We start from the raw sequence: 14,185 nt of genomic DNA, 5'->3' as shown, positions 1-14,185 counted from the left end.
TTGAAAACTGCCATTCTTATTGCAGGTCCGACAGCGAGCGGCAAGTCGGCTTTGTCGCTGAGGCTCGCGGCTGACACGAACGGCGTCATCATCAATGCCGACAGTATGCAGGTCTATCGGGACCTCCGCGTCATCACCGCCCGGCCGAGCGAGGAAGACGAAGCCAAGGCCCCGCACAAGCTTTACGGCTTCATGGATGCGACCGAGGTCTGTTCCGCCGCCTTCTGGGCCGAACGCGCCATGGCGGAGATCGAAGCCGCGTGGGCTGAGGGCCTCACGCCCATCGTAGTTGGGGGTACGGGCATGTATTTCAAGGTGCTCCTGGACGGCATCGCCGAAATCCCCGAAATCCCGGAGGACATCCGCGCGGACGTGCGCGCGCGCTGCGACGCCGAGGGCAGCGAGGTGCTGCACGCCGAACTGAGGACCGTGGACCCGGTCACCGCCGACCGGCTTGCCCCGGGGGACAGCCAGCGTATCTCACGCGCGCTCGAGGTTTATAAAGCCACCGGCACGCCGCTCAGCGTCTGGCACAAGGACACGCGCCCCGGCCCCCTGAAACCGCTTGAGGAAGCGGGCGGGCTGATCAAGCTGGTGATCGACCCACCCCGCGACGTTCTCTATGACCGCTGCAATCGCCGCTTCGACCTGATGCTGGGGGAGGGCGGCCTTGACGAGGTGAAGGCGCTGATGGCGCGGAACCTTGATGTCAGCCTGCCGGTCATGCGCGCGCTCGGGGTGCCGAGCCTGATGGCCTACCTCCAGGGCGAGGTCAGCCTGGAGGGCGCGGTCGAGGACGCCAAGATGCAAACCCGGCGCTTTGCCAAGCGTCAGCTCACCTGGTTCAGGAACCAGTTTGGCGCCTGGGATCGTGTATCTGCGCAACTTTCGGAAAGCCAGTACCGGGATTTTTTGAATAAAAAGATCAAAAAACTTATTGACTGAGAAATTTTCGTACAATAATTTGGCCCTATCGGCGCCATGCCAGCCCAGGTGCCGATGCCGGAACCTCCAGCCCAAGTTGGTTCCAAACTGTGACGAGACCCACCCCCTGGGGGCGCTCCTGTAGCGCCCCCAACTATTATCGGCCCCGCGCAATGCCCCAGGGCGACGCGGTCCGGACCCCGGGGGGGGACTGTATGGAGTAGCTTCCGCCATAACGGGGGAAGATGCTGGTAAGAACAATTTGAGTGGACACGAGAACGATGACCGCAACTGAGACCAAGGCCCGCGCAAGCGAGGCAGCCGCCGCACCGCCGATCCTTTCCGGCGCCGCAATGATTATCCGCGCGCTGACCGAGCTAGGTGTCGAGGTGGTGTTTGGCTACCCGGGCGGCGCGGTTCTCCCCATCTATGACGAGATTTTCAAGCAGGACGGCATCCGCCACATCCTGGTGCGCCACGAGCAGGCCGCGGTTCATGCCGCCGAAGGCTACGCGCGCGCGACCGGCAAGCCCGGCGTTGTGCTGGTAACCTCAGGCCCCGGTGCCACCAATGCCGTTACCGGCCTCACCGACGCCATGCTGGATTCGATCCCGGTCGTTTGCCTCACGGGCCAGGTTGCCCGCCACCTGATCGGCAATGACGCCTTCCAGGAGGCCGACACCGTCGGCATCACGCGGCCCTGCACCAAGCATAACTATCTGGTCAAGGAAACGTCCGACCTGCCGAAGATCATTTCCGAGGCTTTCTATGTCGCCACCAATGGCCGTCCGGGCCCCGTGGTTGTCGACCTGCCGAAGGATGTTCAGATCGAGAAGGCGCCTTACGTCATGCCGGGCCAGCGCGAACACCGCACCTACCGGCCGCAGGTTCACTGTGACGATAAGGCGATCCGCGAAGCCGCGCGCCTGCTGGCCGCGGCCGAACGCCCGATCATCTATTCGGGCGGCGGCGTCATCAATGCCGGGCCGGAAGCCTCCGACCTGTTGACCGAATTTGCCCGCATCACCGGCATTCCAGTCACCAGCACGCTGATGGGCCTGGGCGCTTATCCGGCCAGTGACAAACAGTTCCTGGGCATGCTGGGGATGCACGGCACGTGGGAAGCAAACCATGCCATGCACGACTGCGACGTCATGCTGGCGATCGGCGCACGCTTCGATGACCGGGTGACCGGCCGTATCGATGCCTTCTCGCCCGGCTCGAAGAAAATCCAGGTCGATATCGACCTGTCGTCGATCAACAAGAATGTCGCGGTTGACCTGCCGGTGATCGGCGATGCCTGCAACGCGCTCGCGCAGCTTGTCGCCATCTGGCACGAGGAAAAACTGGGGCAGGGGCAGCCGTCCCTGGATACCTGGTGGCAGCAGATCGAACATTGGCGCACCAAGGATTGCCTGGCCTATGAGGACAGCACCGAAGTGATCATGCCGCAAAAGTCGCTCGAGCGGCTGTTTGCGCTCGTCAAGGACAAGGACCCGATCATTTCCACCGAAGTGGGCCAGCACCAGATGTGGGCGGCTCAGTTCCTCGGCTTCGACAAGCCCAACCGCTGGCTGACTTCTGGTGGCCTCGGCACCATGGGCTACGGCCTGCCGGCTGCCGTCGGCGCGCAGATCGCGCACCCGGACCGGCTGGTGATCGATGTCTCCGGCGAGGCCTCGTTCCAGATGAACCTGCAGGAGCTGGGCACCATCGCCCAATATAAGCTGCCGGTGAAGGTGTTCATCATGAACAACGAATATATGGGCATGGTGCGCCAGTGGCAGGACCTGACCTATGACGGCCGCCGGTCGGAAAGCTATTCGGAAACTTTGCCCGATTTCGTCAAGCTCGCCGAAGCCTACGGCATTAAGGGAATGCACGTCGAGGACCCGGCCAAGCTCGATGCTGCGATCCAGGAAATGATCGACCATGACGGCCCGGTCATCATGGATTGCCGCGTCGCCAAGATCGAGAATTGTTTCCCGATGGTGCCGGCCGGTGCCGCGCACAATGAAATGCTGCTCCCCGGTGACGTGGTGGGCAAACCAAAAGATGACGAAGCCTTGGCTGTGGTTTAACCTTGGAAGCTAGAAAGTAATTACAAAATGGACGGCTCCATGAAAGAAATTGGCACCATCGCCTGCCACACGATCAGCGTTATCGTTGACAACGAAGCGGGCGTTCTCGCGCGCGTTATCGGCCTGTTTTCCGGCCGCGGCTACAACATTGAAAGCCTGACCGTGGCGGCGGTTGACCAGACGGGTGAGCGCTCGCGCATCACCATCGTCACCTCCGGCACGCGCATGGTGATCGAACAGATCAAGGCCCAGCTTGACCGGCTCGTGCCCGTGCACAAGGTGGGTGATCTGACGATTGATGGTCGCTTCGTCTCGCGCGATATGGCGCTGGTGAAGGTGGCTGGCACCGGTGAGAAGCGTGTGGAGGCCCTGCGTCTCGCCGACACGTTCCGCGCGCGCACCATCGATGCGTCCGCGAACAGTTTTGTGTTCGAGCTTACGGGCTCGGCCGACAAGCTCGACGCATTTGTCGAGCTGATGAGCGAACTCGGCCTTGTTGAGGTGGCGCGGACCGGGGCAGTCGCCCTCGCGCGCGGCCCTGGCGGGCTTTAACAGTTTTGGAAACCATTTGGGTAGAAGGGGCTTCGGCCCGTTAAAGGACAGTATTATGCGTGTTTATTTTGACAGTGACGCCGACGTTAATCTGGTGAAAGACAAGACCATCGCCGTCGTGGGCTACGGCAGCCAGGGCCACGCCCATGTCGCCAACCTGCGCGACAGCGGCGTGAAGAAGGTGATCGTGGCGCTCAAGGAAGGCTCGGGCACCCGCAAGAAGGCCGAAGCCGCCGGCTTCACCGTGATGACCGCCGCTGAGGCCGCCAAGGTCGCCGATATGGTGATGGTGCTGGCGCCGGATGAGCATCAGGCCAAAATCTACACCGACGAGCTGAAGGATAACCTGAAAGAAGGCGCTGCGCTCATGTTCGCGCACGGCCTCAACATCCATTTCGGCCTCATCGAAGCCCGCGCTGACCTTGATGTCATCATGGTGGCGCCGAAGGGCCCGGGCCACACCGTGCGGTCGCAATATGCGCAAGGAAAAGGCGTACCGTGCCTGATCGCGGTTCACCAGGATGCCTCCGGCAAGGCGCATGACCTGTGCCTCTCCTACGCGTCCGCCATCGGTGGCGGCCGTTCCGGCATTATCGAAACCAACTTCCGTGAGGAATGCGAAACCGACCTGTTCGGTGAGCAGGCCGTTCTGTGCGGCGGCGTGTCCGAGCTGATCAAAGCTGGCTTCGAGACGCTGGTGGAAGCAGGCTACGCCCCTGAAATGGCTTATTTCGAGTGCCTGCACGAAGTGAAGCTGATCGTCGACCTGATCTTCGAAGGCGGCATCGCCAACATGCGCTACTCGATCTCGAACACCGCCGAATATGGCGATTATAAAACCGGCCCGCGCATCATCACTGCTGACACCAAAGCTGAGATGAAACGGGTTCTGGAAGACATCCAGCAAGGCCGGTTCGTAAAGGATTTCATCGCCGACAATCTTGCCGGCAACCCGGAGCTGAAGGCCCACCGTGGTCTGGCGGCCCGGCACCCCATCGAGGAAGTCGGCACGCGCCTGCGCGGCCTGATGCCCTGGATGGAGGAAGGCAAGCTCGTCGACAAGGCGAAGAACTAAGTCCCCCTTAGACTCTCATTTCTGTTTAGAGAGTTTTCTCGGGCGATCCCAATCGGGGTCGCCCCTTTTTTTATTAACCAGCGAGTTAAAGTCGCGAGGAGGAGGTGGGGGTCGAGGCAGGTTTGACTTCTATACGGTATGTTTCCTTAAACTTCCTTATCCTGACTGGGCTCAGTTTCTCCGTATTTAACTTCCGCATTAATTTCAGTATCAATTTTGTGGATAATCATCGCCAGAGTAATCATGATGACAGCTATGGAGGCAGCAGCCAGCCAACCCCAGAAATGCGCAATTGCCCAGAATATACCTAATATTAATGATGCAATTGATATCTCTATAAGCCATTTGTCTAAAATAATAAAAACGACCACGGTCAACAGAAGTGGGCTTACTATTATGAAAGTGGAGACCCAAAACGATCCTATTATTATCCCTGTAATTGCTAGTGCTATTCGTTCAGCCAAATCTTCAGCTTCTGACATTTCATTAACTAATTCAGATATCGATTCGGTGAGCGCTGTCAGCACTGGGATGAAAGCTCCCCAAGGCCAAAGCGCTATTCCGAAAAGAAATAAAATAAGGTGAACAGCAGCAAGCACTATTCCTGCAATAAGAAAAGATGGTTGCTTTATCCATGATAGAATGCGGTTCGTATGTATGGCATAGCGAACTACATTGCTCATGGGGTTTGTGCCCCAGAAGCTCCCCTCCTCACCCATTCGGGCCTCCGTAAGTTTTCGTTATGCGTGTATGAGAACTTAATTTTACAAGTAAAGCAAGTTTCAAGCCCTTTCTCTTCTGGGCTTTCATTATGAGCAAATGGTGTGAAGAGCTTTCTTCCTATGCTCAGGAGGCGAGTAGCCAGTAATACTTCAGCGTCTTCAATAGTTTAGGTCAGCAATATTGTCCTTTTGAGATGGTTTCTTTTGAAATAAAATTTCTCAAATTTCGTTGTTGAGAAAACAAAAGAATATGCTATCCCTTGATTATTGAAGTTTTTTGAGGACTGAGCGGACCATGAATGGGGCCCACCATCGTCGGGGAAAAGCCAAGGCCATCGCGCTTGCTGCATCGGCACGGGCTGATGCGCACGCTCGCGCGCTTGTGCTTTCCGCGTCCGCGCTTCTCCTTTCGCTCCTCCTACTAACGGGGGCCGGCCGACTTATCGGCCCTTAAGCATCACGGCAAGCGGCGCCTGGTTGCGCCCTGGTTGCTTAAGGGTATCGCCGCTTTTTCACAGATAGTCTCGTTACGAAAATCAGGAATTTAGTCATGTCACACAGTGAAGCAAACCGTGTGCGAATCTTCGACACAACGTTGCGTGACGGGGAGCAATCCCCCGGCGCGTCGATGACGCTCGAAGAAAAGCTGCAAATCGCCTCCGTGCTGGAAAATATGGGCGTCGATATCATCGAAGCCGGGTTCGCCATCGCCTCAGAGGGGGATTTCGAATGCGTGAACAAGATCGCCCAAAGGGTCAAGAACTCGACCGTCTGTTCGCTGGCGCGCGCGGCCCTGGGCGATATCGACCGGGCGGCCGAAGCCATCAAACCGGCGGCAAGCGGCCGGATCCATACCTTCATCGCCACCAGCCCGCTCCATATGAAATTCAAGCTCCAGATGGAGCCGGAAGCGGTGATCGAGGCCATTCACAAGTCGGTCAGTCACGCCCGCAACCTGTGCGAGGACGTCGAATGGTCGGCCGAGGACGCGACCCGGACGGAGATGGACTTCCTCTGCCGCGCGGTGGAAGCCGCGATCAAGGCCGGGGCCACCACCATCAACCTGCCGGACACGGTGGGATACACCACGCCTGAGGAATATGCCGCCATGTTCCGCACTGTCATCGAACGGGTGCCGGGGGCGGACAAGGCGATCTTCTCCACCCACTGCCACAATGACCTCGGCCTCGCGGTGGCCAACTCGCTCGCCGGTATCGCAGGCGGTGCGCGGCAGGTGGAATGCACCATCAACGGCATCGGCGAACGCGCCGGTAACGCCGCGATGGAAGAGGTGGTGATGGCGCTCAAGACCCGGTCGGACGCGATGCCGTACCATACCCGCATCAAAACGCAGGAAATCATGCGCGCGAGCCGTCTGGTCTCCACCGTCACCGGCTTTACCGTGCAGAACAACAAAGCCATTGTGGGCGCCAACGCCTTCGCGCATGAAAGCGGCATCCATCAGGACGGTATGCTCAAGAATGCCGAGACCTATGAGATCATGACCCCGGAATCGGTAGGGGTGACCAAATCGGTGCTCACCATGGGCAAGCATTCGGGCCGTCATGCCTTCGCCGACAAGCTGAAGGACCTGGGCTATGAGCTCGGTGACAATGCCTTCCAGGAATGTTTCCGCCGCTTTAAGGCGCTGGGTGACCGCAAGAAGAATATCTATGACGAGGATATCATCGCCCTCGTGGATGATGAGGTGGCGACCAGTGCCAACCGGATGCAGGTTGTCAGCCTCAATACCTACAGCTCGACCACTGGCTCCGCCTTCTCGGATGTCACCATGATGATTGACGGGGAGGAAAAGAAGGCCGTGGTTTACGGCTCCGGCCCTATCGATGCCGCCTTCAACGCGATCAAGCAGCTGATCGGGTTTGAGCCGCACCTCCAGCTTTTCCAGGTCCATGCGGTGACGCAGGGCACGGACGCGCAGGGCGAATGCACGGTCCGGCTGGAATATGAAGGCCGCACGGTGAACGGGCAGGGCGCGCATGAGGATACGGTCACGGCCGCGGCGCGCGCCTATGTTTCCGCTGTGAACAAGCTTCTGGTCAAGCGTGAGAAAACCGCGCCCGCGCCGATGTGACGGCTCTAGGCCAACAGAAATGACTGGAAAGGCAGGTCCGGGTGGCCTGCCTTTTCTTTTTGCTTTACGCACGCGGTCGAAGTTTGCTCTTCTGGCGTCGTTAACCGGCGGATGGGGGCGGAGAAAACGATGACGGATCAGGACAATACACCGATCACGGGCCAGGTGCCGGACGCGGGTGACGAACGTGAAGGCGCTTCCGCCACGCACCAGCCGTGGGGCGGGGCTGACCCGGCCCCGACGGTCGCGCAGGCGCTGTCGCTGGTCTTTGGCTTCATCGGTCTCCAGGTGCTTTTCGGGCTTACCCTCGGCTTCTTTGCCTCCCACGGCGGGGGCGGTCTGGATGTCGGCCAGCTGACGCTGATCGGCGGGGGCGGCACCGCGGTGATCATCCTTCTCTATGCCTGGACCGCGTTTAACCGGGGTGGCCCGGCCTTCATGCGGGCCGTCGGCTGGAAACCCAGCCACTATAGCTTCTGGATGACGCTGTATTATGCAGCTGGGATTTATCTGGGCCTCAGGGTCGTGACCGCCCTTTATGCCTGGGCCTTCCTGGGGGAGGACCTGGCCGGGTTCGCTGAACGCGCGGCGGCGGAAACCTTCGGGCACGGTTTCAACCTTCAGGTGCTGGGCTTGTGGCTGTTCATCGCCGGGATCGGGCCGATGGCGGAGGAAATCGTCTTCCGCGGCTACCTGCAAACCGCGCTCAAGGCCCGGTACGGCACCTGGATTGCGGTCACGGTGGCATCGGCCGTGTTCGCCTCCGTCCACTTCTCCCTGACCCTGTGGCCGATCTATTTTCTGCTGGGGCTCAGCTTCGGTATTCTCTATCACCTCACGGGCTCGTTGAGGGCATCGATGGCGCTGCATATTTTCAATAATGCGTTGGCGCTGAGCGTGCAGGCGATGGCGGCGAATTGATGATTTTTGAGGGCTGGTTTTAGGGCCTTCCCGCGGGGAGGATGCTGCCCCTCTCAAGCTCCAAACCGGCCCCAAACCGGCCCCAAACCGGCCCCGGACAGGCCGTGAATTTGCCGAAATTTTCCATAAAATTTGCCGGGACTTACCTATTAATAAGAATCTCGGTGTATTTATGATTAACGCCTCTTGTGTATGAGGCGTAACTGGCCCATAACCAGCTTTAAGACTCCTCGTAAATGTGCGAGGCCAACTACTAGACTGTGAGGCGTTAAATGCTGTCAAAGCTGCTCGGAATGTTTTCTTCCGATATGGCGATCGATCTCGGGACCGCCAACACCCTTGTGTATGTCAAGGGCCGGGGAATTGTGCTTAACGAACCGTCCGTCGTGGCGATCAAAAGCGAACATGGCCGGGACCGTGTTCTCGCGGTTGGGGATGAAGCCAAGCTGATGCTCGGCCGGACCCCAAGTGGTATCCAGGCGATCCGTCCGCTCAGGGATGGTGTTATCGCCGATTTCCACGTGGCGGAACAGATGATCAAGCACTTCATCCAGAAAGTGCATAATCGCTCATTCGCGAGCCCACAGGTCGTTGTGTGTGTGCCGTCCGGCTCCACCGCGGTCGAGCGCAAGGCGATCCAGGAATCGGCCGAGCAGGCAGGCGCGCGCAAAGTGTATCTGATCGATGAGCCGATGGCGGCCGCAATCGGTGCCGGTCTGCCGGTCACCGAACCGCAGGGTTCCATGGTTGTCGACATCGGCGGTGGTACCACCGAGGTGGCCGTGCTGTCGCTTTCCGGCATCGTGTTCGCGACCAGCGTGCGCGTGGGCGGTGACAAGATGGATGAGGCGCTCATCGCCTATATCCGCCGCAACCACAACCTCTTGATCGGTGAAGCCACGGCGGAACGGATCAAGAAGGAAATCGGTACCGCGCTCGCGCCTGAAGACGGCGTCGGTGCGACCATGACCATCAAGGGCCGCGACCTGATGAACGGCGTCCCGAAAGAGCTGGAGATCAACCAGCTCCAGGTTGCCGAAGCGCTTTCTGAGCCGGTCAGCCAGATCGTCGAAGGCGTGAAGGTCGCGCTTGAGCAGACCGCGCCGGAACTGGCGGCGGATATCGTCGACCGCGGCGTCGTGCTGACGGGCGGCGGTGGCCTCCTCAGCGACCTCGATACGGTCATCCGCCGGGCAACCGGCCTGCCGGTCACAGTCGCGGAAGAGCCGCTCACCTGTGTTGCCCTCGGTACCGGCCGTGCGCTTGAAGACCCGCTCCTCAAGATGGTTCTGATCGAGAGCTATTGATACGGGCGCGGCACTTTTTGTTAACGCGGGAGAGTGAAAGCTGACCCCCTCAACGCAATCCATGGGCCTTACGCCCCTCAGGCTCCGCGACCGCCGCGGGATGCGGGGGCGGGAGGCCTTTTGGTTTTATATAATCCTCGCCGGGGCGCTTCTCATTCTCGATATGACAGGGTCGCGCATCCCGCGGGAGATTCGCGCCTACGCCAATGACCTGGCGGCGCCGGTGCTCAACCTTCTGGACCGTCCTGTGCGGGCGATCCAGGCCGGGCTTGAACGCGTGGCCGGTGTCTCGGACATCTATCTCGAAAATGAAACCCTGAGGGATGAAAACGGCCGCCTGCGCCAATGGCGGGAGGCCGCGCTTCAGCTCAGCCGTGAAAACGAACGCCTGCGCCAGATGCTCAAGGTGCCGGGGCGCGAAGTGCCGCCCGCTGCCACCGCGCGGGTGATCGGCATCGGCGGCGGTGCGTTCGAGCGCAGCATCCTGATCAACGCCGGCGCCAAGGACGGTGTCCTCCGTGACCAGCCGGTGGTGGACGACAGCGGCGTTGTCGGCCGTGCGATCCAGGTTGGCCACTGGACCAGCCGCGTGCTGCTGGTAACCGACCTCAACAGCCGTATTCCGGTCCGGCTTGAACGTTCAGGCATTGTCGGCATCGCCGAGGGCCAGAACGAAACCCTCCTGCGCCTGCGTTTCCTGCCGAAGGAAGCCGACGTCAAGGTTGGGGACCGGGTGCTGACATCGGGTCAGGGCGGTATTTTCCCGCCAGACCTGCCGGTTGGCAAAGTGGTGTCGATCGACGGTGAATTCATCATGCTTGAACCCCTGGGGATGCTCGGCAAGCTCGATTATGTCCGGGTGATGGCCTATGTGCCGGTCCCGGCCGAGGACAAGAGCCTGCTTGAAAGCCAGGATGGGGGCAGACGATGAGCCTCGCCCGTCCGACCTTCATGACCTTCGGGGCCGCGGGCTTTGTGCCCTTGGTTGTCAGCCTGGTTTTCGCGCTGGTCATGCTGCTCCCCATCGGTAGCGGTATCGCCAATGTCACCATGCCGAACCTGGTGATGATTTCGGTCTTCTACTGGCTGTCGCACCGGCCGCTTCTCATGCCTTACGGCGCCTGCGCGCTTCTTGGCCTGTTTATGGACCTGTGGCTCGATGTGCCGCTCGGCCTCAATATGCTGATGCTGATCCTGACGCGCCTTTTCGTCCTCAACCAGCTCAAGCATTATCGCGGCCGCTCCCGCCTGGTGCACTGGGCGGTGTTCGCCATGATGTCTTTCGGGCTGTATGCCTTTGCCTGGCTGGTGATTTCCGCGGTCGAACGGTCGGTTTGGTCGGTGCAGCCGCTTGCGGTGCAGTGGCTGGTGACGGCTTTTTCCTATGCCCCGGTGGGTTTCCTTTTGGGCCGTATCCGCCGGTCGCTGTCGAAATAGCGCCATGTCACGGGAAGGCCTGAGATATCAAACATTCAGCCGCCGCGCTTTCCTGCTCGCCGGTGCCCAGGGGCTGGCGCTGGCCACGCTCGGCAGCCGGCTTTACTATCTGGCTATCATCGAAGGCGACCAATATAAGCTGCGTGCGGACAAGAACCGCATTTCGCTACGCTGGATCGCACCTGAACGCGGTGAGATCTTCGACCGGTTCGGCCGCAAGCTGGCGACCAACCGGCAGGATTTCCGCGTCTTCCTGATCCCCGAACAGGCCCACAAGGTGACGGACACGCTGGCCCGCCTCGGCCGCATCGTCCAGTTGGATGACAGGCGCCTTGCCCGCGTCGAACGTCAGATCAAACGCCAGCGCAAATTCATGCCGGTGACCGTGGCGCAGGGTCTGACGTGGAAAACCTTTGCCCGCGTCAATGTCGAGATGCCCAGTCTGCCCGGTGTTGTCACCGATTCCGGGCTCAGCCGCTATTACCCTGATGGGATCGATGTCGCGCACATCGTCGGCTATATGGCCAGCCCGCAGGAAGACGACATGAATACGAGCCCGCTTTATCAGCTTCCGGGCTTCAAGGTGGGCCGCCAGGGGCTGGAGCGCCGGTATGAGGACCAGCTCAGGGGCAAGGCCGGTACACGTCGGGTGGAAGTCAACGCTGTCGGCCGTGAAATCCGCGAACTGCCGCCGCGGCAGGATGCCGTCCGGGGCGAAAACATCAATCTGGCGCTCGATCTCGATCTCCAGAAATTCACCATGGAACGGTTGGGCGAAGAAGCGGCGGGGGCTGTGCTCGTTGACGTGCAGAGCGGGGATATCCTCGCCATGGGCTCGTCCCCCAGCTTCGACCCCAATGAATTTACCAACGGCATCAGCCACGAAAACTGGCAGGCGCTGCTGAAAGACCCGCGCAAGCCCTTGATCAACAAGCCGGTGGCGGGGCTATATCCGCCGGGGTCCACCTTCAAGCCGATCATGGCGCTGGCCGCCCTTGAGAGCGGGGTGGTCAAGCCGGACACAACGCATTATTGCAACGGGTCGTTCCAGCTGGGCTCCCATACGTTCCACTGCTGGCGGCACAGAGGCCATGGCCGGGTGAATCTTGAACAGGCGATCCAGCAAAGCTGTGACGTCTATTTCTACAAGGTCGCCGCGGATATGGACATCGACAATATCGCGGACATGGCCCGACGTTTCGGCCTTGGCGCTGTGTTCGATGTCGGTGTCGATGGCGAAAAAGAAGGCCTGGTGCCGGACAGGGACTGGAAACACCGCGTCATGCATGACCAGTGGCACCTGGGCGAAACGCTCAATGTCTCGATCGGGCAGGGCGCGCTTCTGGTCACGCCGTTGCAGCTTGCCATCATGTCGGCACGGATCGCGGGTGGCAACAAGGTGTGGCCGTCGCTTGTCCGGTCGCTGGACGGCGAACCGGATACGAACCGCTCGTTCCTGCCGCTCGATGTCAACCCGCTGCACCTGAAGGTCGTTCGCCGGGGGATGGAGATGGTGATGGAAGCCGGTGGTACGGCGCATGACTGGCACCGGCCCAAATCGGCCATTCGTCAGGCCGGGAAAACCGGCAGCGCGCAAATCAAGCGGATCACCAAAAGTGAACGCCAGACCGGGATCATCAAGCAGGAAGACCTGCCATGGGCGGAGCGGGATCATGCTCTGTTCATTGGCTATGCCCCGGCCGATGCCCCTGAGGTGGCCACGGGCATCCTGGTGCAACACGGCGCGCATGGCGGCAGTACCGCCGCACCGATTGCGCGGGACATGATGGACAAGGCGCTTGAACTCAAGCGCCAGCGGGAAGGCAAACCGCTACCAATCACCACGGCGACGGCAGGCCCCGTCAAGGGAACGCCGCCACCGCCCGACCCTGATGGGGAGGCTGACTGATGCGTAGCGCCCATATGTTCGCGCCCCGGCGTGTGAACAAGAATGTTTTTCAGCGGCTTATCGGCCTTAACTGGCTGATCGTGCTGATGAATATCATGATCGCCTGTGCGGGCTTCGCCATGCTTTATTCGGTCGCGGGCGGCGATTGGCATCCCTGGGCGCAAACCCAGGCGATCCGTTTCGCCGGGGCCCTGGCGCTGATGCTGGTGATCGCGGTTGTCGACATCCGCTACTGGATGGCGTTTGCCTATCCCGCCTGGGGTATCGGCGTTATCCTGTTGCTGGCGGTGGACGTTATCGGCGCGGTCGGCATGGGCGGGCAGCGGTGGCTCGATATCGGGTTCATGCGCATCCAGCCGTCTGAACTGATGAAAATTGCCGTCGTCATGGCGCTCGCGCGCTATTTCCATGGCCGCAATTATCATCAAAGCCGGAGCCTGAAATCGCTGATTATCCCGGCTGTCCTGATACTGGTGCCGGTGATCCTGGTGGTCAAACAGCCTGACCTCGGCACCGGTGTGATGATCGTTGCGGGCGGGGCTGCGGTCATGTTCCTTGCTGGCCTTCCGGCCTGGCTGTTCGTTGCGGCCTTCATCGGCATCGCAGCCGCGGTTCCCGTGGGCCTGCACTATATGCATGATTATCAGCGCAACCGGATCACCACCTTCCTGCATCCGGAATCCGACCCGCAGGGCGCAGGTTATCAGATTACCCAGTCGAAAATCGCGCTTGGGTCCGGGGGGATGACCGGCAAGGGCTTCCTGGAGGGTACCCAAAGCCAGCTCAACTTCCTGCCTGAAATGAAGACGGATTTCATCTTCACCGTGCTGGCGGAAGAATTCGGCCTGATGGGGGCATTCGCGGTGCTGGGCTTGTACGGGATTGTCCTGACCTACGGCTTGTTGATGGGAATCGGCTGTCGAAGTCAGTTCGGGCGATTGTTATCGGCCGGGCTTTCCATATCGCTGTTCCTCTATGTCTTCATCAATGTGGCGATGGTGATGGGGCTGATGCCGGTTGTGGGCGTGCCCCTGCCGATGATCTCCTACGGCGGGTCTGCGATGCTGACCTGGATGATCGCTTACGGCTTGATCCTGTCGGTTGCCGTCCACCGGGATGTGACCCTGGCGCCCAAAGGCAGTGGCCTCGCCTGACGAGGGTG

At 60.3% G+C, this 14,185-nt stretch carries 12 protein-coding genes; 11 read left to right on the top strand and 1 reads right to left on the bottom strand.

Features of this window, described 5'->3' with window-relative positions:
• The 4 genes from miaA to ilvC all read left to right on the top strand — a co-directional run bounded on the left by miaA (position 1) and on the right by ilvC (position 4,632).
• Positions 1–945, top strand: a complete 945-nt coding sequence (gene miaA, locus K6118_RS00165) for a tRNA (adenosine(37)-N6)-dimethylallyltransferase MiaA (RefSeq protein WP_247118099.1) — start codon at positions 1–3, stop codon at positions 943–945.
• Between the two features lie 260 nt (positions 946–1,205).
• Complete coding sequence (locus K6118_RS00160; RefSeq protein ID WP_247118098.1) at positions 1,206–3,005, top strand: acetolactate synthase 3 large subunit; 1,800 nt, start codon at positions 1,206–1,208, stop codon at positions 3,003–3,005.
• A gap of 39 nt (positions 3,006–3,044) precedes the next feature.
• Positions 3,045–3,557: an acetolactate synthase small subunit gene (ilvN, locus tag K6118_RS00155; protein WP_247118097.1), complete on the top strand. Its 513-nt coding sequence runs from the start codon at positions 3,045–3,047 to the stop codon at positions 3,555–3,557.
• A gap of 55 nt (positions 3,558–3,612) precedes the next feature.
• Positions 3,613–4,632: a ketol-acid reductoisomerase gene (gene ilvC / locus K6118_RS00150; RefSeq protein WP_247118096.1), complete on the top strand. Its 1,020-nt coding sequence runs from the start codon at positions 3,613–3,615 to the stop codon at positions 4,630–4,632.
• Positions 4,633–4,778: 146 nt separating this feature from the next.
• Here ilvC and K6118_RS00145 read toward each other — a convergent pair whose 3' ends face one another.
• Positions 4,779–5,315 (bottom strand): hypothetical protein, encoded by a 537-nt coding sequence (locus K6118_RS00145; RefSeq protein ID WP_247118095.1) that lies wholly within the window; start codon positions 5,313–5,315, stop codon positions 4,779–4,781.
• A 589-nt stretch (positions 5,316–5,904) separates the two neighbouring features.
• On the opposite strand from K6118_RS00145, the gene K6118_RS00140 reads away from it, so the two are divergent.
• The 7 genes from K6118_RS00140 (at position 5,905) to rodA (ending at position 14,177) form a co-directional block, all read left to right on the top strand.
• Complete coding sequence (locus K6118_RS00140) at positions 5,905–7,449, top strand: 2-isopropylmalate synthase (protein WP_247118094.1); 1,545 nt, start codon at positions 5,905–5,907, stop codon at positions 7,447–7,449.
• Between the two features lie 129 nt (positions 7,450–7,578).
• Positions 7,579–8,370, top strand: a complete 792-nt coding sequence (locus K6118_RS00135; protein ID WP_247118093.1) for a CPBP family intramembrane glutamic endopeptidase — start codon at positions 7,579–7,581, stop codon at positions 8,368–8,370.
• Positions 8,371–8,642: 272 nt separating this feature from the next.
• Positions 8,643–9,677: a rod shape-determining protein gene (locus K6118_RS00130; RefSeq protein WP_247118092.1), complete on the top strand. Its 1,035-nt coding sequence runs from the start codon at positions 8,643–8,645 to the stop codon at positions 9,675–9,677.
• 61 nt (positions 9,678–9,738) lie between these two features.
• Entirely contained in the window at positions 9,739–10,608 is an 870-nt protein-coding gene (gene mreC / locus K6118_RS00125; protein WP_247118091.1) for a rod shape-determining protein MreC, read from the top strand.
• On the top strand, positions 10,605–11,114 hold the full coding sequence (gene mreD, locus K6118_RS00120) for a rod shape-determining protein MreD (protein WP_247118090.1): 510 nt from the start codon (positions 10,605–10,607) through the stop codon (positions 11,112–11,114). Before mreC ends, mreD begins: the two co-directional genes overlap by 4 nt.
• A gap of 4 nt (positions 11,115–11,118) precedes the next feature.
• On the top strand, positions 11,119–13,023 hold the full coding sequence (gene mrdA, locus K6118_RS00115) for a penicillin-binding protein 2 (protein WP_247118089.1): 1,905 nt from the start codon (positions 11,119–11,121) through the stop codon (positions 13,021–13,023).
• On the top strand, positions 13,023–14,177 hold the full coding sequence (rodA, locus tag K6118_RS00110; protein ID WP_247118088.1) for a rod shape-determining protein RodA: 1,155 nt from the start codon (positions 13,023–13,025) through the stop codon (positions 14,175–14,177). Before mrdA ends, rodA begins: the two co-directional genes overlap by 1 nt.
• Positions 14,178–14,185: the final 8 nt, after the last annotated feature.

This window comes from Kordiimonas marina (assembly GCF_023006325.1).
Lineage (GTDB): Bacteria > Pseudomonadota > Alphaproteobacteria > Sphingomonadales > Kordiimonadaceae > Kordiimonas > Kordiimonas marina.
The sequence above is the reverse complement of the archived record's forward strand: the minus strand, read 5'-3'. Positions and strand labels throughout refer to the sequence as shown.